19 protein-coding genes, 1 tRNA gene, 1 pseudogene and 1 riboswitch are annotated in these 20465 nt (G+C 68.3%); of the genes and pseudogenes, 10 read left to right on the top strand and 11 right to left on the bottom strand.

Annotation, left to right across the window (positions count from 1 at the left end; translation table 11 throughout):
• Positions 1 to 78 precede the first annotated feature (78 nt).
• On the top strand, positions 79 to 3579 hold the full coding sequence (locus CKW34_RS05685) for a serine/threonine-protein kinase (protein WP_059381593.1): 3501 nt from the start codon (positions 79 to 81) through the stop codon (positions 3577 to 3579).
• Between the two features lie 57 nt (positions 3580 to 3636).
• Positions 3637 to 4656 (top strand): magnesium transporter CorA family protein, encoded by a 1020-nt coding sequence (locus CKW34_RS05680; protein WP_059381616.1) that lies wholly within the window; start codon positions 3637 to 3639, stop codon positions 4654 to 4656.
• Positions 4657 to 4700: 44 nt separating this feature from the next.
• Here the strand turns inward: CKW34_RS05680 and CKW34_RS24440 are convergent, their stop codons facing one another.
• Positions 4701 to 4877: a hypothetical protein gene (locus CKW34_RS24440; RefSeq protein ID WP_167388353.1), complete on the bottom strand. Its 177-nt coding sequence runs from the start codon at positions 4875 to 4877 to the stop codon at positions 4701 to 4703.
• A gap of 119 nt (positions 4878 to 4996) precedes the next feature.
• On the opposite strand from CKW34_RS24440, the gene CKW34_RS05675 reads away from it, so the two are divergent.
• On the top strand, positions 4997 to 5194 hold the full coding sequence (locus CKW34_RS05675; RefSeq protein WP_026060957.1) for a CsbD family protein: 198 nt from the start codon (positions 4997 to 4999) through the stop codon (positions 5192 to 5194).
• A gap of 94 nt (positions 5195 to 5288) precedes the next feature.
• Here CKW34_RS05675 and CKW34_RS05670 read toward each other — a convergent pair whose 3' ends face one another.
• Positions 5289 to 5483 carry a hypothetical protein gene (locus CKW34_RS05670; protein WP_059381617.1) on the bottom strand — a complete coding sequence of 65 codons (195 nt, stop codon included), beginning with the start codon at positions 5481 to 5483 and terminating at the stop codon, positions 5289 to 5291.
• 220 nt (positions 5484 to 5703) lie between these two features.
• On the opposite strand from CKW34_RS05670, the gene CKW34_RS24435 reads away from it, so the two are divergent.
• Positions 5704 to 5850: a hypothetical protein gene (locus tag CKW34_RS24435; RefSeq protein ID WP_167388352.1), complete on the top strand. Its 147-nt coding sequence runs from the start codon at positions 5704 to 5706 to the stop codon at positions 5848 to 5850.
• A gap of 6 nt (positions 5851 to 5856) precedes the next feature.
• Here CKW34_RS24435 and CKW34_RS05665 read toward each other — a convergent pair whose 3' ends face one another.
• Complete coding sequence (locus CKW34_RS05665; RefSeq protein WP_231921800.1) at positions 5857 to 7545, bottom strand: hypothetical protein; 1689 nt, start codon at positions 7543 to 7545, stop codon at positions 5857 to 5859.
• Positions 7546 to 8038: 493 nt separating this feature from the next.
• On the opposite strand from CKW34_RS05665, the pseudogene CKW34_RS05660 reads away from it, so the two are divergent.
• From CKW34_RS05660 to CKW34_RS05645, 4 genes and pseudogenes are all read left to right on the top strand, one after another.
• Positions 8039 to 9230 (top strand): annotated as a pseudogene (locus CKW34_RS05660) (IS30 family transposase).
• Between the two features lie 268 nt (positions 9231 to 9498).
• A riboswitch (TPP riboswitch) is annotated at positions 9499 to 9595 on the top strand.
• A gap of 36 nt (positions 9596 to 9631) precedes the next feature.
• Entirely contained in the window at positions 9632 to 10645 is a 1014-nt protein-coding gene (locus CKW34_RS05655) for an ABC transporter substrate-binding protein (protein WP_059381595.1), read from the top strand.
• Positions 10623 to 11408: an ABC transporter permease gene (locus tag CKW34_RS05650; RefSeq protein WP_059381596.1), complete on the top strand. Its 786-nt coding sequence runs from the start codon at positions 10623 to 10625 to the stop codon at positions 11406 to 11408. Before CKW34_RS05655 ends, CKW34_RS05650 begins: the two co-directional genes overlap by 23 nt.
• Positions 11405 to 12175 carry an ABC transporter ATP-binding protein gene (locus CKW34_RS05645; RefSeq protein WP_059381597.1) on the top strand — a complete coding sequence of 257 codons (771 nt, stop codon included), beginning with the start codon at positions 11405 to 11407 and terminating at the stop codon, positions 12173 to 12175. Before CKW34_RS05650 ends, CKW34_RS05645 begins: the two co-directional genes overlap by 4 nt.
• 119 nt (positions 12176 to 12294) lie before the next feature.
• On the opposite strand, the gene CKW34_RS05640 is transcribed toward CKW34_RS05645, so the two are convergent.
• A tRNA-Leu gene (locus CKW34_RS05640) sits at positions 12295 to 12368 on the bottom strand.
• Between the two features lie 347 nt (positions 12369 to 12715).
• On the opposite strand from CKW34_RS05640, the gene CKW34_RS05635 reads away from it, so the two are divergent.
• Positions 12716 to 13969 (top strand): lipase family protein, encoded by a 1254-nt coding sequence (locus tag CKW34_RS05635; RefSeq protein WP_059381598.1) that lies wholly within the window; start codon positions 12716 to 12718, stop codon positions 13967 to 13969.
• An 88-nt stretch (positions 13970 to 14057) separates the two neighbouring features.
• Here the strand turns inward: CKW34_RS05635 and CKW34_RS05630 are convergent, their stop codons facing one another.
• The 7 genes from CKW34_RS05630 to CKW34_RS24890 form a co-directional block, all read right to left on the bottom strand.
• Positions 14058 to 14261, bottom strand: a complete 204-nt coding sequence (locus CKW34_RS05630) for a cold-shock protein (RefSeq protein WP_059381599.1) — start codon at positions 14259 to 14261, stop codon at positions 14058 to 14060.
• 228 nt (positions 14262 to 14489) lie between these two features.
• Positions 14490 to 15434: a Ppx/GppA phosphatase family protein gene (locus CKW34_RS05625; RefSeq protein WP_059381600.1), complete on the bottom strand. Its 945-nt coding sequence runs from the start codon at positions 15432 to 15434 to the stop codon at positions 14490 to 14492.
• Positions 15431 to 15958 carry a DUF501 domain-containing protein gene (locus tag CKW34_RS05620; RefSeq protein WP_059381601.1) on the bottom strand — a complete coding sequence of 176 codons (528 nt, stop codon included), beginning with the start codon at positions 15956 to 15958 and terminating at the stop codon, positions 15431 to 15433. Before CKW34_RS05620 ends, CKW34_RS05625 begins: the two co-directional genes overlap by 4 nt.
• Positions 15955 to 16662 (bottom strand): FtsB family cell division protein, encoded by a 708-nt coding sequence (locus CKW34_RS05615; RefSeq protein ID WP_059381602.1) that lies wholly within the window; start codon positions 16660 to 16662, stop codon positions 15955 to 15957. The genes CKW34_RS05620 and CKW34_RS05615 overlap by 4 nt, the downstream gene beginning before the upstream one ends.
• Positions 16663 to 16670: 8 nt before the next feature.
• On the bottom strand, positions 16671 to 17957 hold the full coding sequence (eno, locus tag CKW34_RS05610; protein ID WP_059381603.1) for a phosphopyruvate hydratase: 1287 nt from the start codon (positions 17955 to 17957) through the stop codon (positions 16671 to 16673).
• Positions 17958 to 18073: 116 nt separating this feature from the next.
• Positions 18074 to 18796, bottom strand: coding sequence for a lytic transglycosylase domain-containing protein (locus CKW34_RS05605; RefSeq protein WP_059381604.1), 723 nt, complete (start codon positions 18794 to 18796; stop codon positions 18074 to 18076).
• Positions 18797 to 19070: 274 nt separating this feature from the next.
• Complete coding sequence (locus CKW34_RS24890; RefSeq protein ID WP_059381618.1) at positions 19071 to 19268, bottom strand: sugar transferase; 198 nt, start codon at positions 19266 to 19268, stop codon at positions 19071 to 19073.
• A gap of 84 nt (positions 19269 to 19352) precedes the next feature.
• Here CKW34_RS24890 and CKW34_RS05595 point away from each other — a divergent pair, with 84 nt between their 5' ends.
• The gene (locus CKW34_RS05595; protein WP_059381619.1) at positions 19353 to 20465 is read left to right on the top strand and encodes a class I SAM-dependent methyltransferase; all 1113 of its coding nucleotides are present in this window, start codon (positions 19353 to 19355) and stop codon (positions 20463 to 20465) included.

Below are 20465 nucleotides of genomic sequence, written 5' to 3'. Positions count from 1 at the left end.
GGGCGACGCACGATCTGCAGCGGGCGTGCACATTTCGAGACTATCCTGGGGAAACGGCTTCCCGAGGTGATTGCGCCGATGACCGAGAACGATCCGGCCGCCACTCAGCGCGCGCCGATTGTCGACGTCGCAGAGACCGACATCGTGCGCGCGCTGCACGATGCCGGCTTCACCGACGCTGTGGAGATCGGCCGCGGCGGCTTCGGTGTCGTCTATCGTTGCCGGCAGGCAGAACTCGACCGCGACGTCGCGGTGAAGGTACTGCGCCGCTCTCCCGAACTCGCCGATCTCGAACGCTTCCTGCGCGAGCAACGCGCGATGGGACGACTCTCCGCCCACCCCAACATCGTCACCGTGCTGCAGGCCGGCGCGACGGACACGGGCCTGCCCTATCTGGTGATGCACTACCACCCACACGACTCCCTCGACACCCGTATCCGGCGGCACGGACCGATCACCTGGCCGGAGGCCGTCCGGATCGGGGTGAAGGTCGCCGGTGCACTCGAGACGGCGCATCGTTCCGACGTCCTGCACCGCGACATCAAGCCCGGCAACATCCTGCTCACCGAGTACGGCGAGCCTCAGCTGACGGACTTCGGGATCGCCCGCATCGGGGGCGGCTTCCGCACCACTGCCGGTGAGATCACCGGCTCCCCTGCGTTCACGGCACCCGAGGTGCTGCGCGGGCACGCACCGACTCCGGCCGCCGACGTCTACGGCCTCGCCGCGACCCTGTTCGCGGCGATCACCGGTCACGCCGCCTTCGAGCGGAAGGAGGGCGAGAAGATCGTCGCGCAGTTCGTGCGCATCACCTCCGAGCCCGTCCCCGACCTGCGCGGCGAGGGCATCCCCGACGACGTGTGCGAGGTCCTCGAGCGCGGCATGGCGACCGAGTCCGAGGACCGGCCGCAGACCGCCGCCGAGTTCGGCGATCTGCTCCGCGACGTCCAGCGCGCCCACAACCTGCCGATCGACGAGATGGCGCTGCCCGGGTCACCGCCGTCCGGCCCGTTCCCGCCACGTTCGGCGCCACCGGTCACCGGGCCGGCCTCCACGGTCTCCGGCCCGTCGTCCACGATCTCCGGACGCACCGGTCCGTCCACCGCACCGTCGACCAGGTTCCGGCCGCCCTCGACGTCCCGTCCCCTGATCGAACGCAGCCGTCTGATCTCGTTCCTGCGGGCGGGGGGACGACGCCGCCTCATCGCCATCCACGCCCCCACCGGCTTCGGCAAGTCCACCCTCGCGGCGCAGTGGCGCAACGTGCTCGCCGCCGACGGAGTGCCGGTCGCGTGGTTGACGGTGGACAGCGACGACAACAATGTCCTGTGGTTCCTCGCGCACCTCGTCGAGGCCATGAAACAGATCCGGCCCGTTCTCGCGCGCGAGCTCGGACAGATCCTCGACGCGCACGGCGACGAGGCCGAACGGTACGTGCTGTGCACCCTCATCGACGAACTGCACCGCACCGACACCGCGGCGACACTGGTGATCGACGACTGGCACCGTGTCACGTCGAAGGAGACCGTCGCCGCCCTCGAGTTCCTGCTCGACCGCGGATGCCATCACCTGCAGATCGTGGTGACGAGCCGCAACCGTTCGGGACTTCCGCTCAGCCGCATGCGGGTTCGCGACGAACTGGTCGAGATCGACTCGACGGCACTGCGATTCGGCGTGGACGAATCCGACGCCTTCCTGCGCGACATCGGCGGGATAGACCTCGACCCCGAGGACGTGGAGGATCTCACTCGCACCACGGAAGGGTGGGCCGCGGCCCTGCAACTCGCATCGTTGTCCTTGCGCGACAGCGACGATCCGTCGTGGCTCATCGAGAACATCACCGGCCGGCACCACGCGATCGGTGAGTTCCTCGCCGACAACGTCCTGGCCGGCCTCGAACCCCGGATGTACGAGTTCCTCCTCGCGACCAGCATCACCGAATCGATCAGCGGCGGACTCGCCGCGGCACTCACGGGCGATCCGCACAGCCAGGCGATGCTCGAGGAGGCGGAGGAACGCGGCCTGTTCCTACGCCATGTCGACGACGAACGCGTGTGGTTCCGCTATCACCACCTGTTCCTCGACTTCCTGCGGCGGCGTCTCGAACGCGACCATCCCGACAAGGTCGCCGACCTGCACCGCACCGCCGCCGACTGGTTCGCCCGCAACCGCATGCTGCAGGAGGCCGTCGACCACGCCCTCGCCGCCGACGACACCGACTTCGCCGTCGACCTGCTCGCCGACGACGGCATGTACCTGATGGAGCACGGCCACATCGCCACGCTGCTCGCCCTGATCGACAAACTGCCGCCGAGGGCCGTCGTAAACGATCCGCGCCTGCTGCTCGCGCAGGCCTGGGCGAACAGTGCGCTGCTGCGACTGGACCGGTGCCGCAGAACCCTCGCGGCAGTGCGGGAACTGCTCGATCGTGGGGTGCCGGACGGCTACGACGTCGAAGCACTCCGCATCGAGGCGGACGCTGTCGAGGCGTCGGTCCTGATGAACTCCGACCGCATCGACGGTATCTACGAACTCATCGCGCCGTGTCTGGAGGATCCGACGTCCGTGCACCCGTGGGTGGTGGCGGCCGCAGCCGACTTCGCGTCGTACGCCGACATCTTCCGCTTCGATTTCGCCTCCGCGATCCGGCGGCAGGAATGGGCGGAGCCCTATCACCGCGAGACCCGCGGGCCCTTCGCGTCGATCTACGGTCAGTGCCTGTGCGGTATCGCCGCGAACGAACGACTCGACGTCGCCGCGGCCGAGAAGTACTTCCGCACAGCGCTGCGCCGAGCACGGCGCAACGGCGGGGTCCACACCCACGGAGGGCGCCTCGCCGCTGCCATGCTCGGGGAACTGCTCTACGAACAGGGACGGATCGCCGAGGCCGAGGCACTGCTCGACGAGAGCAACCTGCTCGGAATAGAAGGCGGCGGAACGGATTTCCTCATCGCCCGTTTCGGTACCGCTGCCCGCCTGAAGATGCTGCAGGGAAACCGGGATGCCGCCGTCGCCCTGCTCGCCGAAGGACTGTGGGTCGCGGCCCTGCACGGACTGCCGCGCCTGCGGGCACGCCTCGAGAACGAGCAGGTCCGGCTCGGGCTCATGGCACCCGGAACGCCGACCCGCACGATGCCGGAGGAAACCACACCCCATCCGGACGGAACCGTCGAGATCACCCTCCAGATCGAGGACGCCACCGCGATCCGGCTGCTCAGCGACAGCGGTGAACCCGGCGCGGCGGAACAGGCCGTCGAATGGGCGCGGATGTGGGTGCAGCGCACCGCCTCGCGTCCCCGCGCCCACCTGCAGGCCCACCGCCTGCTCGCGTCCTGTCTGCACGCGGCCGGACGCATCGACGAGGCCGAGGACACCCTGGCCGTCGTGATCGACGCGTGCGCGGCGCGCGGGATGGTGCGCTACCTGACCGACGGCGGACCGCACGTGATCTCCACGCTCGCATCGATCCGGGAACGGATCGAACAGGGCCGGTGGCCGGCCCATCGGCCGCAGATCGACGTCGAGTTCGTCCGCGAGGCGTTGCGACTGGTGGAGACGCCGCATCGCCCGGTCGTGTGAGCCCGGTCGTCACGGGAACGTGGTGTGAAGCCCGCCGATTTCGGGGACACTGCCGAGGTGACGAACCGATACGACAACTCCATCCGGACCCGGCGGTGGACCCAGGGGAAACTCGTCGACGAGGGGTTCCCGCTCTCCGCCGTCCCGGAGCATCTCGCCGATCCCGAGGCCCTCGTCTGGGTGGATCTGTGGGATCCCGAGCACACGGCTCTGCTCGAACTCGCCGAGGAATGGAACCTCGACCCGCACGCAGTCGAGGATTCGCTCGCGCACGGCGAGCGCACGAAGGCCACCCGTTACTCCACCCACACCTTCCTGACGGTCTACGCGACACACCTGTTCCCGGATTCCGAGGACGAGGACCAGGCGCACGAGTCCCGGCTCCGCACCACGCGGATCTCCGCCTTCGTCCTTCCTCGCGGCATCATCACCGTTCGCCGCGGCACTCCGTTCGACATCGACGAAGTGGTGCGCCGGTGGGACGAGAACGCCGACCTGCTGCAGTACGGGCCCGGCGCGCTGATCCACGGACTGCTCGACACGGTCGTCGACGGGCAGTTCGAGACCATCCAGGAACTCGACGACGCCGCAGAGGACCTCGAGGACTGCCTCTTCGAGGACGGCGCCTCCACCCGGCAGATCCAGCAACGCGTCTACCGGCTCCGCAAGGAACTCGTGCAGCTCCGGCGGGTCGTGTTGCCGATGCGCGAGGTCGTCAACGCCGTCCTGCGGACCCGCGCCGAGAGCCACCGTCACCCCGAACTCGACAGCTCCTACAACGACCTCTACGACCACGTGATGCGCGCCGCGGAGTGGACCGACTCGCTGCGCGAGATGGTGAACACCGTCTTCGAGACGAACCTGTCGCTGCAGGACGCGCGCCTGAACATCGTCATGAAGAAACTGACGGGGTGGGCCGCGATCATCGCGGTCCCCACCGCCGTCACCGGCTGGTACGGCATGAACGTGCCCTATCCCGGAGTCGGCGAGTGGTGGGGACTGATGAGCGGGGTCGGGATCATGGTGGTGTCTGCGATCGCGCTGTACGTGCTGTTCAAGCGCCGCGACTGGTTGTGATTCCCACCCCGTTCAGGGGAACGCTGACGGAAGGAAGACGCTGCTCAGAGGAAGACGACGAGCAGTACGACGATCACGACGACCACCGCGACGGCGGCGATCACCGCACCTGCCGAACGCCGGCGCTGCACCGGCCCGTCACGGACGAGCTCGGGATCGGCGTCGGGAGCGTCCCCGATCGGATCGTTGTTCTCGGGACCGGAGCTGGTGGGATGCGACATCGGTCTCCTCCTGGCTGTCTGTGTCGAAGTCTGACACGGACGAGCCGGTCGTGTTCGGTTTCAGGCTGTTCGGGTCGGGTACTCCGTCAGGGCAACGTTCGATGACACGGGAGGATCCCATGGCCGACTTCGTCGACAAGGCAAAGCACAAGGCAGAAGAAGCAGGCGGCAAGATCAAGGAGAACACCGGTCAGGCGACCGGCGATCGTGATCTCGAAGCCGAGGGCCGCGGCGACCAGACCTCCAGTGGTCTGAAGCAGGCAGGCGACAAGGTTTCGGATGCCGTAGAGAACGTCAAGGACGCTTTCAAGAAGTAGCCCCTGAACTGCGCGGTGCCGGTAGTTACGACTACCGGCACCGCGCTGTTCGGGCGCTCCGCACCGCGCTGTTCGGGTGCTGCAAGGACTACTTCTACTTCGAGGTGCCTTCGGTGTCGTCGAAGAAGTGCCAGGTACCGTCCTGCTCGTTCTGCGCCTCCATGCGCCAGCCGAGTTCGCTGTTGTCGGCGCGCTGGTCGACGAACCAGGCGTGCGCATCGTCCGCGCTCTCGATCTCCTTGGTATCCACGACGTTCCCGGTCGGGTCGATCACTCTGTAGGTAGCCATGCCGAGTGTCTTCCCACGCGACTCGCCGGTCAAACGTTCCGGGAACCTTCTGGTGTAGGGTGGAGTCATCGTTCGGCTTGCACATGATGAGCGACCTCGCACCTCGGTGCCCGAAGGTTCCGAACCGGACGTGAGAGTTCCCCGCCGCGTGTACCGCGGCCCCTCTTCTTCGCACTGCCCCCGGCCGGGGTCTACCCGGCCGCACCCCGAAAGGATGGCCATGAGCCAGCACAAAGAATTCGACAACCCTCTTTTTCTCGCCCCCACCTCTCCCGACGCCGAGGCCGAGATCGAGCACGTGGCCGCTGTCGCAGAGGTGACCGCCCCCCACGACTACTCCTCGATCTTCTCCGCGCGCGGCGCCTGATCCGCATCACCCGGCCGCGAAGTCGGCCAGTGCCTGCGACACCTGCTCGGGCCGCCCGTCGTTCTGATCGGCGGCCGCAGCGAGTACATCGATGTGGTTGTATCCGGGCAGCACCCACCTGCGTTCGTTCGGATGGTCCGTCTCCGGCAACGAGATCCCGCCGCTCGCCACCAGCGTCACCACAGGATTGCGGGTGACCCCGTCGCGGTGGAGATGACCTTCGAAGCGGGTTGCCGACGCCAGGTCGAACGGAAGCTTCGACGGGAAGTACCACTCGGTGAAATCCAGTGGGGGCTCCGACAGATTCCGCGCCAGCTCCGCGATCGACGTCACCTCGCTCCCCCGATCGGTGTACCGCGCCTCGTCGGATGACGACGCCGCCGTACCCACCTCGTCGTAGTCGAGCCACCGGTAGACGACTCCCGGATCCGCGAACACCGCCGGCGACGCCTTGGGCGCATCGCCGAAGAATCCCGACCCGAGCACCTCCGGCGTACCGGGAACAGGAAACAGCTTGTCGCGCACGGGCGCACCGGTGATGAATCCGACGCTCGCCTGCAGGAATCCCAGCGGTTGCGAATTGTCGTCGAGGATCGCACCGAGCACCGCCTCGTTGGTCGCGTTCAACGTCCGCACATCCGGGTCGCGCGTCGCGAACATCGCGTAGTCCCCCGACAACAGAGTGCGCAACGTCCAGTCGACGTTCGGGTTGTCGGGCATGCGCGGGACGATGCCGTCGGTGCTGTCCGGGTCCAATCGCGCGGCGAGTCCCGTGAGTGCGAGCAGATTCGTCGTCTCGGGATTGATGACCGCAGGAAGTGCCAGCACCGGCGATGCCGTCGAGATGGAGCCGGAGATCGCATCGAGCGGTGCCGAGACCGTGTCGGGCAGATCCGGGAGGGCACCCCGCCCCGGGAACGGCGCGCCCGCCTCGATCACCGTATCGAGCGCGAAGTACCCGCCGCACTGGTTGTAACCTGTGTCGTCGGTGGTGGCGGGATCTCCGTCGAAGTCCCATTCCGCGAAGTAGCCGGTGATGAAACCGCCGAGAGAATGCCCGCCGCACAACACCTTCCGCTTCCGCAGCGCCGGGTCGGGAAGTTCGTGACGCAGCAGGTCGTACTGGTCGCGCAGCGTCTGTTCGAGACCGACATGCGAGAGCCATGCGACGTCGGCGCCGCTCGCGTGGCCGGCGAATCGTCGCCCGTCCACTTCGGCACCGTGGAAGTAGTAGTCGGTCGCGGTGTCGAGCGAACCCGTCCGCAATGCCGCCCGGGTACCGGTGTGGTCCTCGAGGCAGTTCGATCGCCGGTCGAGTGCCCAGAACTCGATGTGGGCACCGCGAGTCGCGGCCGCGACGACGGTGTTGCGCGCGACGCTCTCGAATGCACCCGCTCCCTCGAAGATTCCCGGTTGGGCGACGAGGATCCGGTCGGCGTCGGCCGAATTCTCCGGTCCGTCTGCCGAACGCCACCGCAGATACGACAGCCGGTCGCACGCGGCAGGTCGCGGTCCGGCCACCGGCGGTAGCGGTGCGGGTATCGACACCACGGACCCGAGCACCTCGCCGGCCAGCGGCGCCGACGAGTCATACGGCATTTCGGTGCGTCCGCTCGTCTCCGCCGACACCACCGGCGCCGTGAGCACACTTCCCATCACTGCCGCAGCCAGTGCGGCACCCATCATTGCGCGCATTCCCCATCCCCCGATCGGTTCGTGCGTATTGAACACCGCTGCGGGAGTCGGGTCCACGGAAACGACAGAAGAAAGGGCCCGTCGGAGTGGCGGGTTCACATGATCGTCGCAACACTCTCAACGAGAGGTTGCGACGATCATGTCGTTTACGGAGGACTGCGACCGGTTCGGTGACCAACTGGCACGACTGATCGATGCCGGGATTCCGGTCAAGGAGGCCGCGGCCGCGTTCGGGCTGCCCCGGCAGCGGTGTTACGCGATCTTGAGGGCCATCGGCCGGCCGATGGGTAAGTCCCGCGGCCCGGCCGGCACCGCTGACCGCCGGGTGATCGTGACCGTCTACGAGGAGACGGGCTCGATCACCCGGGCGGCGAAGGCATCGAAGGTCGCGCACTCGGTAGCCCGCCGGATCCTGGTGGACGAGGGACTGGTCGGCAAAGGGAAGATCTCACCGAAGGGAAAACCCGAAGCCAAGCGTCGTTGTCTGGAGTTGATCGCAGCGGGCTGGTCGGCCAGACGAGCAGCCCGTGAGGTCGGGGTCAACGAACGCACCGCACGGGACTGGCGTCAGGGAATCCGGCGCTCGAACAGCAAGCGGATTCATCCCGATGGGCGGGTCGTGGATTACCACCACGGAACCGTCTACACACAGTCTGTGACCAGTGTGGCCTGTGAGGGCAGCGGACGGCCGGCGATCAGCGACCGGTATCTGTCGACCGAGGACCGGATCGCGATCGCCGACGGCCTGCTCGTCGAGGATTCGTTGCGGACCATCGCCGCTCGGATCGGCAAGAACGTCTCGACCGTCTCGCGGGAGGTTCGTCGGCACAGCATCGAGGGCAGGTACCTGCCGTATCGGGCCGATCGGGCCGCCGCTGCCGCCCGGGCGCGGCCGAAGCAGTCCAAACTGGTGGTGAACACGGTCCTGCGGGCAGCGGTCGAGGAAGGCCTGTCCCGGACAGTTGTCGCCGGAGCAGATCTCGCACCGTCTACGCCGGGATCATCCCGACGACGAAAGTATGCGGGTGAGCCACGAAACGATCTACCAAGCCCTCTACTTCCAAGCCCGAGGGGGGCTCAAAAAGCAAGTGCAACAGGCGCTTCGGACCGGTCGGGCGAGACGTAAACCGCACCGCGCGGACGGCGAACGGTATCAGCGATTCACCGATCCGATGGTGATGATCAGTGACCGGCCCGCCGAGGTCGCCGACCGTGCGGTGCCCGGACGCTGGGAAGGCGATTTGATCACCGGTGAGCTGAACAAGACCGCGATCGGCACCCTCGTCGAACGCACCACCCGCTACACGATGCTGCTGCACCTGCCGAACGGGCACGACGCCGAATCCGTGCGGGACGCGCTCATCGCCGCGATGAAAGACCTGCCCACGCATCTTCGTGGCTCGCTGACCTGGGATCAAGGCGCCGAGATGGCCCGGCACAAGCAGTTCGGTATCGCTGCCGATATGGCCGTGTACTTCTGTGACCCGGCCAGCCCCTGGCAACGCGGCACCAACGAGAACACCAACGGACTGCTGCGGCAGTATTTCCCCAAGGGCACCGATCTGAGTGTCTACAGCCCGGCGGACCTCGAGCACGTCGCCCAGGAACTCAACGGCCGGCCACGCAAAACGCTCGGCTGGGATACCCCAGCCGAGCGTCTGCGTGATCTAATCACCACCAACTAACAGCGGTGTTGCGTCGACCCCTGGAAACCGCCAGTTCACCGACGGGCCCTTCATCGTCCACGCAAGGGGGAGACGTGCGCAGACCGATGGCCCCTGTCGTTGGGGGGGAGGTGACAGGGACGATCACTCGAATAGTCGGGACCTTCGACCCTTCCGTTACGGGTGAAATGTGAGGGTGACGTCCCGACCTGGGCATTTCCGTAACTTCGGGTCACATCTTCCGTTCTGCGGCCGCCCCGGTGATCTCGGAGGGCATGGTGCTAGGGTCGCCCGTGACACGGGGTGCTCCGCACGAGCGGGGCTGAGATCACACCCGTCGAACCTGATCAGGTAATGCTGACGAAGGGATGTCCCGATATGACCGTGCCTGCCCCCACATCGATCCGTCCCCTGCCGGCGCAGTGAACGCGCGGCGGACTCTCGCCGGACTGATCACCCTCGTCGCCGCACTCTCCGCGGTCGTCGGGTGCTCGTCCGATTCCGGGAGCGACACCATCCGATTCGCGTTGGACTGGACGCCCAACACCAACCACACCGGCCTGTACGTGGCGCAGCAGGAGGGCCTGTTCGCCGAGGCGGGTCTCGACGTCGAGATCCTGCCGTACAACAACGCGACGCCCGACACCCTCGTCGACGCCGGTAGCGCCGAGTTCGGGATCTCCACGCACGCCACGTCGACCATCGCCAGAGCTGCGGGTTCCCGGACCGTCGCGGTCCTCGCACCGCTGCAGCACTGGGCGACGGGAATCGCCGTGCGGGCCGACAACGCCGAGATCACGCGGCCCGCGGATCTCGACGGCAAGACCTTCGCGGGCTTCGCGAACCCCGGCGAGGACGAGATGCTCGCCGAGGTGATCCGCAACGATGGTGGTCGCGGTGAGTTCGAGAGCGTGACGCTCGGGACGTCGTCGTACGAGGCGGTCTACTCGTCGACCGCCGACTTCACCGTGTCGTACCTGGCGTGGGAGGGTCTCGAGGCCGAACACCGCGGACTGCCCATGCGGTACTTCGGCTTCACCGACCACGGCTTCCCCGATGCGTACGCGATCGTCGTCGACGGCAACGAGGACTGGATGTCGGAGAACCCGGAGCAGGCGCGCGCTTTCGTGCAGGCTCTGCACCAGGGCTACCGGATCGCAGCCGACGACCCCGATCGCGGGGCACGGGCGCTGATCGAGGCGAATCCCGGGGCCTTCCCCGACGAGGAACTCGTCTACGAGAGCCAGCGCATGCTCGCCGCCGACTACATGCGCGACGCCGCCGGCGCCGTCGGGGTCCTCGACGCCGGGAAATGGTCGGGCTACGCCCGATTCCTCTACGAGAACGGCGTGCTGTCCGGCCCCGACGGCAGCCCGTTGACCACCGAGCCGGACTGGTCGACCTATGTCACCGATGACTACCTCGAAGACCGCTGACACCGGCCACGCACGTCGATTCCTACCCTCCCTGCTCGTCGCCGGGGTGCTGGTCGGGATCTGGCAGACATACGTCGTGGTGAGCGGTATCCGACCGCAGGTGCTGCCCTCTCCCGCGCGCGTCCTCACACAGGGATGGGCGCATCGCGTCGACATCGCCGGGCACGCCTGGTCCACACTGCAGGTCACGCTCGTCGGGTTCGCCGTGTCGCTGGCACTGGCGTGGGCCCTCGCGATCGTCGTGGACTTCTCGCCGTGGTTGCGGCGGGCCCTCGTGCCGTTGTTCGTGGTGTCGCAGACCCTGCCGATCATCGCGATCGCGCCGTTGATGATCATCTGGTTCGGTTTCGGACTGCTGCCGAAGATCCTCGTCATCGCGCTGGTGACGTTCTTCCCCGTCGCGATCGGGCTGCTCGAAGGGTTCGCGGCGGCCGACCGGGAGGCGGGCGCGTTGCTGCGCAGTATGGGCGCGTCGCGGTGGCAGCAGTTCCGTTACGTGCGCCTGCCGTCCGCGCTCCCCCGCTTCTTCACCGCCCTGCGGATCGGCATCACCTACGCCGTAGTGGGTGCGGTGTTCGCGGAATACGTCGGCGCGACATCCGGTCTGGGCATCTACATGAGCACGCAGAAGAACTCGTTCCGCACCGATCTCGTGCTCGCTGCCGTAGTGGTGACCGCTGCTCTGTCACTCCTGTTGTACGCGCTGACGTTCGTCGTCGAACGGGTGGTCGCGCCGTGGGCGCTCACGAGGGGTGAGAGATGAATGCGGTGACGGTGGCCTCGGTCCACAAGTCGTACGGCGACCGGGCGGTGATCGACGGCATCGACTGTGCTGTGGAGCCCGGCGAGTTCGTGTCCCTCATCGGGCCGAGCGGGTGCGGCAAGTCGACGCTGTTCTCGATCGTCGCGGGACTCGAACAGCCCGACGCCGGAGAGGTTCTCGTCGGCGACTCCCCCGCGGCACCCGGGCGGGTCGCGCTGATGCCGCAGAAGGATCTGCTGTTCCCGTGGCGGACGGTGCTCGACAACTGCACCCTCGGTATCGAGGTGCAGGGTGTGCAACGATCCGACGCTCGCGCCCGCGCCCGCGAACTGCTGCCGACCTTCGGCCTGGCAGGCTTCGAGGACGCTGCCCCGCACCAACTGTCGGGCGGTATGCGTCAACGCGCGTCGCTCGCACGCACGGTGCTGCAGGGGCGCGACGTGCTCCTGCTCGACGAACCGTTCGGCGCCCTGGATTCGCTCACCCGCACCGAGATGCAGCTGTGGCTGCAACAGGTGTGGCAGCAGCACCGGTGGACAGTGCTGATGGTGACGCACAACGTGCGCGAGGCGGTGTTGTTGTCCGATCGGGTCGTCGTCCTCGGTCCGCGACCGGCGCGGGTCCGGCACGAGGTACGCGTGCACCTGCCCCGACCCCGAACCCTGGAGGCGTGCGCGTCGAGCGAGTTCGTGGCGCTCGAACACGAGCTCATGGAGGTCCTGCACCGGTCACGACACGAGGCGCAACGGAGGTTGCCCTCGGGATAGTCACCGGCCGAACTGTTCGCCACCAGTACATCCGCTACAAGATTCGCTATCCGCTACGGCAATTGCTGTAGCGGATGGCGAGAGAGGTAGCGGATGCATCGGGGACGACCCCGGCCCTGTGCCCCCAGTGGGACTCGAACCCACACTTGGCGGATTTTAAGTCCGCTGCCTCTGCCAATTGGGCTATAGGGGCGTGGGGATCACATTAGCGTTCACGACTGTCCACCACCGCGCCGGGGCGCGAGGTTCTCGAAGTACCGTGCGACGGGACGGCGTTCGTATCCTGTCCCCTCGTAGACGAAGGCCGGTACAGCCCGAGGACGGGACGCCACGCCCGGAGGGAGAGATCGAGTACGTCGCTTCGTCGTTCGGCCGTGTAAGGTTCGATCCTCATTGCCCCTCGACCTCCTCGGATCCGACTTCGAGTGTGCTCCTCGCCCCGGCTGTAACGCGCCTCGATTTCCGGCCGACATCCTGCGGGGAGACAAGTACAAAGCGGACAGCCGGGTGGTGGACCGGGCTCGAAGAGAAGGACCATGGATGCGCTTCACGACCGCACGACCACTGATCGGGCGACTCGCCACCGCGGTGGCCGTCGTAGCCCTGGCCGCGACGCCGAGTCTGGTGGCCGCGCCCTCCGCACAGGCCGAGGGCATCGTCTACCCCGCGTCCGTGAACGACTCCTTCTACAGCACCCCCGACGACATCGCCGACCGGCAGCCCGGTGACGTCCTCGCCGCACGCGTCGTTCCGCCGCCGCTCGGATTCCCCGGCACCGATGCCGTCCAGCTGAAGTTCCGGTCGACGAACTCCGCCGGCGAACCGATCTCCGCCGTGACGACCGTGCTGTCCCCTCAGGGTGGGGCGCCGGGTCGTCCGCTCGTCTCGTACCAGGCGATCATCAACGCGCTCGGTCTCGAGTGCGCCCCGTCGACCGCGCTGTACGCGCCGAACCCGCTGCGAGGGATCCGGGAATCCCCCGGTCTGCTCATCGCGATCCAGCGCGGCTGGTCGCTGGCCGTTCCCGACCATCTCGGACCGAACAGCGCCTACGGTGCCGCGAAGGTCGGCGGGCAGATCACCCTCGACGGCATCCGGGCCGCGCAACGCTACGCCCCGCTCGAACTCGCCGACAGCCCGGTCGGCATCGCCGGCTACTCCGGCGGCGGGATGGCGACGGCGATGGCGGCGGCACTCGCCCCGACCTACGCGCCCGAGATCCCGATCGTCGGCTCCGCCTACGGCGGCGTCCCGATGGACATCGGCGAGATGGCCAGGGAACTCGGCCAATCCGCACACCCTGCCTTCGGACTGGCGATGGCGGCCGCCCTCGGCCTCGAACGTGAGTACCCGGACCGTATGCCGATCACCGAGCAGCTCAACGGTGTGGGACAGGAACTGCGCGACCGTATCGCCAACGCGTGCACCAACGAGATCCTGCTCGCCGGTGCCGGTCGCAGCATGGCCGACGTCGCCGACGCCGCGGTGGGTCTCGCCCTGCTCGACAGCCCGACCGTGCAGGAGGTGCTGATGGAGAACAGCGTCGAGAAGGTTCCGACGGTACCGAATGCCCCGGTGTACGAGTGGCATTCACCGACCGACGTGCTGATCCCCCTCGATGCGATCTCCACGACCCTGCGTAGGTACTGCGACGCCGGGGTGCCGGTGCGGACCGAACTCGTGCCGAGCCCGGATCACATCACCGCCGCCGTGATCGGCCTGCCGGGTGCGCTGGACTTCCTCGACGGCCGCTTCGCCGGTGCTGCACCGTCGTCGGATTGCGGAGCACTCTGACCGACCTGTGGACATGCATCGGGCCCGCCTCGAATAACGAGGCGGGCCCGATGTCGTCTCATATCCCCTGCGGGGACGGGAGATCGAATCAGATCACGGTGATACCGGTGGCCTGGGGGCCCTTGGCGCCCTGGCCGATCTCGAAGCTCACGCGCTGGTTCTCGTCGAGGCTGCGGTAGCCGCCCGACTGGATCTCCGAGTAGTGCGCGAACACGTCAGCGCTGCCGTCCTCGGGGGCGATGAAGCCGAATCCCTTGTCGGCGTTGAACCACTTCACGATTCCCTGTGCCATGTCTGTCTCCTTCTTTCGTGTACTCGAACTCGACCGAGTGTTCGGTGGAGCGAGGCCGCCATCACATGCGGTGACTTCCGAAAGAAGAACCAACCGCCCGCAACAAGGATTTGCGAGCGTGGACTAGACGCGAACAAAAACTTCGACCTGACACACAGTCAACCACACATTCTCCGCTCCGTGTGGATCGAGCCCCGAAACGGGACGGACCCCACACCGATCGGAGAACTAGCGGGCGACGGACAGGGCGATGCCGTCGAGGATGTCGTGCTCGCTCACGACCAGCTCGGTGATGCCGGCTCGGCGGCCGAGTTCCTCGGCGAGGACCGTGGTGATGATCGAGCCGCCGCCGATGACGTCGACGCGGCCGGGATGCATCGGGCCGAGCGCCGCGCGCTTCTCGCGGGTCGCGGCGACGAGACCGTCGCACACCTCGCGCAGGCGGTCGAACGGCACCGACGACAGGTGGATCTTCTCGGAGTCGTACTCGTCGAGTTCGAGGGCGAGCGCGGCGAGGGTGGTCATGGTGCCCGCGACACCCACCCAGGTGTGCGCCTGCTCGACCGGCACCTGCTCGAGCGCTTCGCGGATCTTGTCCGCCGCGACCTCCCGTGCCGCAGCGACCTGCTCGGCGGTCGGCGGATCGTCGTGCAGGCACCGCTCGGTCAGCCGGACGCAGCCGATGTCGGTGGAATAGGCGGCGTGCACGCCGTCGGCGTCGCCGAGCACGACCTCGGTGGACCCACCGCCGAGATCGACGACGACGAAAGGCCCGCGCGCGGAGTCGAGTTCGCCGACAGCACCGGCGAAGGACAGGCGCGCCTCCTCGTCGCCGGTGATGACCTCGGCCTCGGCGCCGGGGATGACGGCACCGAGCACCTCGCGGGTCATCGCGAAGAAGTCCTCGCGGTTGCTCGCGTCGCGCGTGGCCGAGGTGGCGACCATGCGGACGGCGGTGGCGCCGGTCTCGCGGATCAGGTCGGCGTACTCCACCAGCGCGACCCGCGTGCGTTCGATCGCCTCGGGTGCGAGACGACCGGTGGCGTCGACACCCTGCCCGAGCCGCACGACCTTCATGAGGCGGGTGACGTCGGTGAGGCTGCCGTCCTCCGCGATGTCGGCGATCAGCAGGCGGATGGAGTTGGTGCCGCAGTCGATTCCCGCGACCCTCACTGCTCTTCTCCGCGCAGCTCGGCGTAGGTGGGCCAGTCGGCGGGGATCGCCGTGCCACGCAGGCCGGCATCGGCGGCGAGTGCGACGGATTCGTCGCCGAGCGGGTTGACGCCCGGCCCCTTCGCCAGGGAGTGCGCGATCAGCACGTGCAGGCACTTGACGCGTTCGGGCATGCCGCCGCCGGTGAAGTCGGTGCCGAGCGACTCGATCGCGTCGCGTTCGGCCAGGTACGACTCGTGGGCGCGCAGGTAGGCCGCCGCCAGCTCCTCGTCGGTGCCGAGACGCTCGGTCATCTCCTTCATGACCCCGGCGGATTCCTGCCGGCTCGCCTCGGCCGTGAGGCGCGGGTCGGTGAGGTAGTAGAGCGTCGGGAAGGGCGTGCCGTCGGGCAGCTTGGGCGCGGTCTTCACCACTCCGGGCGCACCGTCGGGGCAACGGTAGGCGATGGCCAGGACACCGCGGGGTTCGCGCCCGAGCTGGGCGGCGACGGCGTCGAGGTCTTCTTGCGTGACGTGATCGGTCACCCGGGAACATCTCCTGGTTCTGGGGGTGCCACAGGCATCTGCTGCGGCACGGGTTCGGGCTCGGGTTCGGGTGCCGGTTCTGAGACCGACAACCACAGGTCGCTGTACCAGGCGCCGGTCGTCGGCCGCTCCGGTTCGCGCTCCTCGCGTTCGGGCGGGGCATCGCCCGGGAGTTGTACCTGGTAGGGAATGTCGCCGGGGACGACGAACCGCAGTCGCTCGCGGGCCTGGGCGCGGACCCAGGCCGGATCCTCCATGCGGGCCTTCTGTTCCTCGAGCGCCGCGATCTCCTGTTCGAGCTGCACGCGTTCGGCGGCGAGCTGCTCGGCTTCGGAACGCTGGCTCACATAGGTGCGCAGCGGCACGGCGAGGGTGAGGGCGAGACCGCACACGACGAGGGCGAGCACCACGGCGCGGCCGGTGGACAGGCCCAGGACGGTGCGTTCGGTGCGGGTACGTCGGGAGTCGCGGGGCGCGCCGACCCTGGTGGGGCGGGCTCGCCCCGAACCACCGGGCCGGCCGCGACCGGGCGACGAATGAACGGGGTCCTCGCGGCCGGCGGGCCGCGCACCCGCGTTCTCGGCCGCGTGTTCGGCCGGGGCGGTAGATCCCGTGGGCCGGACCCGGCCCGGACGCCGGACGCCCGACACACCCTCGGTGCGGGTGCGCCTCGCTCCGGGACGGGATCTACCGCGCTGACTCATGCCGGCGATCAGCCCTCGACGGAGAACCGCGGGAAGGCGAGCTCGCCGGCATAGCGAGCGACGTCACCGAGGGACTCCTCGATGCGCAGCAGCTGGTTGTACTTCGCGACACGCTCGGAGCGGGCGGGCGCGCCGGTCTTGATCTGTCCGCTGCCGACGGCGACGGCGAGATCGGCGATGGTGGTGTCCTCGGTCTCGCCGGACCGGTGGCTCATCATCGTCTTGTAGCCGTTGCGGTGCGCGAGGTCGACGGCGTCGAGGGTCTCGGTGAGGGTGCCGATCTGGTTGACCTTCACGAGCAGCGCGTTCGCGGCGCCCTTGACGATGCCGTCCTCGAGACGCTCCGGGTTGGTGACGAACAGGTCGTCGCCGACGAGCTGGATCCGGTCGCCGATCTCCTCGGTGAGCGCGACCCAGCCCTCCCAGTCGTCCTCGCTGAGCGGATCCTCGATGGAGACCAGCGGGTACTGGCCGAGCAGCTCCGCGTAGAAGGAGCCCATCTCGGCGGCCGTGCGGTTCTTGCCCTCGAACTTGTAGCCGGCGCCCTTGGTGTAGAACTCGGTGGCCGCGACGTCCAGTGCGAGCGCGACATCGCTGCCCAGCTTCAGGCCGGTCTTGCCGATGGCCTCGCTGATCAGGTCGAGCGCGGCCTTGGTGCCCGCGACGTCGGGGGCGAAGCCGCCCTCGTCGCCGAGACCGGTGGCCAGGCCCTTGCTCTTGAGCACGGACTTGAGGGAGTGGTAGACCTCGGCACCCCAGCGGAGGGATTCCTTGAAGGTCGGGGCGCCGATCGGGGCGACCATGAACTCCTGGACGTCGACGCCCGTGTCGGCGTGGGCGCCACCGTTGAGGATGTTCATCATCGGCACGGGGAGGATGTGGGCGTTCGGGCCGCCGATGTAGCGGAACAGCTCGAGTCCGGACGACTCCGCGCCGGCCTTCGCGACGGCGAGCGACGCGCCGAGCAGGGCGTTCGCGCCGAGGCGGCCCTTGTCGGGGGTGCCGTCGGCGTCGAGGAGTGCCTGGTCGACGGTGCGCTGCTCGGTGGCGTCGAGGCCGATGATGGCCGGGCCGATCTCGGCGAGGACGGCCTCGACGGCCTTCTCGACACCCTTGCCGAGGTAACGCTCGCCGCCGTCACGCAGCTCGACGGCCTCGTGCTCGCCGGTGGAGGCGCCCGACGGCACTGCAGCGCGGGCGAAACTTCCGTCCTCGAGCAGCACCTCGACCTCGACCGTGGGGTTGCCACGGGAGTCGAGGATTTCGCGGGCTCCTACCTGCTCAATGATGGCCACTGGCTGATTCTCCTTCGATGGACTGTCACGCTGCGGTGTCTGCACGCTGGGGACAGCCTAACGGTCGCGACCTGCGCGTGAGGCACAGGCGCGCTCGAGGCCCGGCGCGGTGTGGTCTACGGCCGCACTCCCACGCCGTAGGCGGCGGCACGGTCGCGGACGAGCATCAGGTATTCGGTGGAGCGGTTGTAGGCCATCAGGGCGTTCGTCCAGCCCTCCGCGGTGGTCAGGTCGCCCCCGCGGTCGCACAGATAGCGACCCGCGGTCAGGGCCGCATCGTCGATGTTGTCGGGGTCGGCGATGCCGTCGCCGTTCGCGTCGACACCCCACCGTTCCCAGGTCTCGGGGATGAACTGCATCGGCCCGACCGCCCGGTCGAGCACCGGGTCGCCGTCGAGGCGGCCACCGTCGGTGTCGCGGATCTCGGCGTTGTCCCGGGTGCCGTCGAGCGGGACACCCCGAATGGGCGGGGAGACGCTGCCGTCGGGCCCGAGGGAGGCACCGCCGAACCGGCCATGACTGCTCTCCACGTTGCCGATGCCGGCGAGGGTCGTCCACGACAGGCCGCACCCGGGGGTGCTGACCGTCAGGACGGCCGCCGCGTGCCCGTACGCCTCGAGGGCAGTGGTGGGGATGCCCAACTCGCGGGACTGTGATTCGGCCCAGTCGGCGAGCTGCGCCGCTGTGCGGCCGGGGCCGTTCACGTCGATGGGCGGAACGGGCAGGCCGGGTGCCGGCGGAACACCGTCGGGGATCTCGACGGAAGGCCGCCGGGGTGAGTGCAGCGCGGACTCGACCGCCACGAAGACGACGGCGACGAGCGCACTGAGCAGGACCACCGGCCACAGCCAGCGTCGGGGTTCTCGATCGGACGGCACCCCTCCATATTCCATACGGGACGAAAACCCCATGTAGACGCACCGGCGCCGACGATCCCGCCTGATCGTCGGCGCCGGCCTCGGAGGGTGGAATCCGCGAGGGGTCGGACTCCACCGTTGTCTCTACACGGTTGTCTCTACGCGGTTGTCTCTACGCGGTTGTCTCTACGCGGTTGTCTCTACGCGGTTGTCTCTACGCGGTTGTCTCTACGCGGTTGTCTCTACGCGGTCCTTCTCAATATGCACCGTCGCCGCTGAGAACGGCTCGAATCGTGCGACGCAGGATGGACAGGTCGAGCATGAAGGTCCAGTTCTCGACGTACCGCAGATCGGCCCGTACCGATTCGTCCCAGGACAGATTGCTGCGTCCGCTGACCTGCCACAGTCCCGTCGCCGACGGCCTCACGAAGGAGGACTTCACCCAGCGCTTCACGCGTCTGGCACATCTGCGGCGGCTGTCCGATGCGGGACGCCTCGACCCGACGCTGCGGCCACGGCCGGCGGGCGTGTCCCGCGAATGAACAGGTGCCGCGCGTGCGGCCACGATCGCCTCGAGCGAGTCCTCGATCTCGGAGCGGTCCCGCCCGCCGATTTCTTTCCACCCGGGGACTCGCCTCCTTCACCCGCCGAATCAGCCCACGAACTGGCGATGGTTCTGTGCACCGGCTGCGGACTGGCGCAGCTGGCGGACGACGACACCGTCCCGGACGAGCCCCCCGGCATCGAGCCGGAGGCGCTGCGCGAGCAGGCCCGCGAGGCCGTCGAGGTCGTCGAGCGGGCGGGCAGGCTGAAGGGCCGCACGGTGATCGAGTTCGGCAGTCCGCACGGCGGCACCTGGCTCCCCCTGCTGATCGAACGCGGTTTCCGGCCCGCCTTCCCCGGGGCCGCCGCGTCCCTGGTCCTCGACAGCTTCGGCATCATGCACGAAGCCGATCAGCGCGCGGCATTCCTCAAACGCGCGGCGGCGCTCTCCCCCGACGGTGTGCTGCTGCTCCAGTTCCACACCCTCTCCGCCATCGTGTCGCAGGGCCAGTGGAACGCCCTGCGGCACGGTCATTTCGCGTACTACTCGCTGACCGCACTGCGGCGACTGCTCGAGGACGTGGGACTGCACATCTCCGAGGCCTGGACCTTCGACCTCTACGGCGACACCGTGCTGGTCGCTGCCGAACGGGATCCGTGGACGAATGCGGGACTGAGTGCACGCCGGATCCTCGCCGCCGAACGGGCGACCGGCATTACGAGCGCTGCGACACTCCGCACCCTGCAACGGCAGGCCGACCGCCAGGTGGACGAACTCGTCTCCTGGCTGCGCAAGTCGGCCACCGAACACCGACGGGTGTTCGCCTACGGCGCGGCCTCCCGGGCCGTGGCACTGTTCGCTCGTGCGGGTGTCGACCGCGCCGTCATGGAGGCCGTCGCCGACGGCTCACCGGCGAAGGCCGGACGGCGCATGCCGGGAACGGACGTCCCGATCGTCGACCCGAACGCCCTGCGCGACGCGTCCCCCGACTGCATCCTGCTCACTGTGCCCGACCTCCTCCCGGAGGTACGGGCACAGTTTCCGGAGTTCGAGGGCCGCTGGTATCTCCCACCCGACAGCCGGCACGGGGTCCGGCGGGCAGGGTGA

Origin of the sequence: Rhodococcus rhodochrous (assembly GCF_900187265.1) — a bacterium.
GTDB lineage: Bacteria > Actinomycetota > Actinomycetes > Mycobacteriales > Mycobacteriaceae > Rhodococcus > Rhodococcus rhodochrous.
Note: the sequence above shows the minus strand (reverse complement) of the source record. Positions and strands in the feature narration are given on the sequence as shown.

Excerpts from the sequence above, each read along its gene's own strand:
- CKW34_RS05685 (WP_059381593.1), top strand. The coding sequence starts at position 79 with ATGACCGAGAACGATCCGGCCGCCACTCAGCGCGCGCCGATTGTCGAC.
- CKW34_RS24440 (WP_167388353.1), bottom strand. The coding sequence starts at position 4,877 with ATGTCGCATCCCACCAGCTCCGGTCCCGAGAACAACGATCCGATCGGG.
- CKW34_RS05675 (WP_026060957.1), top strand. The coding sequence starts at position 4,997 with ATGGCCGACTTCGTCGACAAGGCAAAGCACAAGGCAGAAGAAGCAGGC.
- CKW34_RS05670 (WP_059381617.1), bottom strand. The coding sequence starts at position 5,483 with ATGGCTACCTACAGAGTGATCGACCCGACCGGGAACGTCGTGGATACC.
- CKW34_RS24435 (WP_167388352.1), top strand. The coding sequence starts at position 5,704 with ATGAGCCAGCACAAAGAATTCGACAACCCTCTTTTTCTCGCCCCCACC.
- CKW34_RS05665 (WP_231921800.1), bottom strand. The coding sequence starts at position 7,545 with ATGCGCGCAATGATGGGTGCCGCACTGGCTGCGGCAGTGATGGGAAGT.
- CKW34_RS05650 (WP_059381596.1), top strand. The coding sequence starts at position 10,623 with ATGACTACCTCGAAGACCGCTGACACCGGCCACGCACGTCGATTCCTA.
- CKW34_RS05645 (WP_059381597.1), top strand. The coding sequence starts at position 11,405 with ATGAATGCGGTGACGGTGGCCTCGGTCCACAAGTCGTACGGCGACCGG.
- CKW34_RS05635 (WP_059381598.1), top strand. The coding sequence starts at position 12,716 with ATGCGCTTCACGACCGCACGACCACTGATCGGGCGACTCGCCACCGCG.
- CKW34_RS05630 (WP_059381599.1), bottom strand. The coding sequence starts at position 14,261 with ATGGCACAGGGAATCGTGAAGTGGTTCAACGCCGACAAGGGATTCGGC.
- CKW34_RS05615 (WP_059381602.1), bottom strand. The coding sequence starts at position 16,662 with ATGAGTCAGCGCGGTAGATCCCGTCCCGGAGCGAGGCGCACCCGCACC.
- CKW34_RS05595 (WP_059381619.1), top strand. The coding sequence starts at position 19,353 with ATGAACAGGTGCCGCGCGTGCGGCCACGATCGCCTCGAGCGAGTCCTC.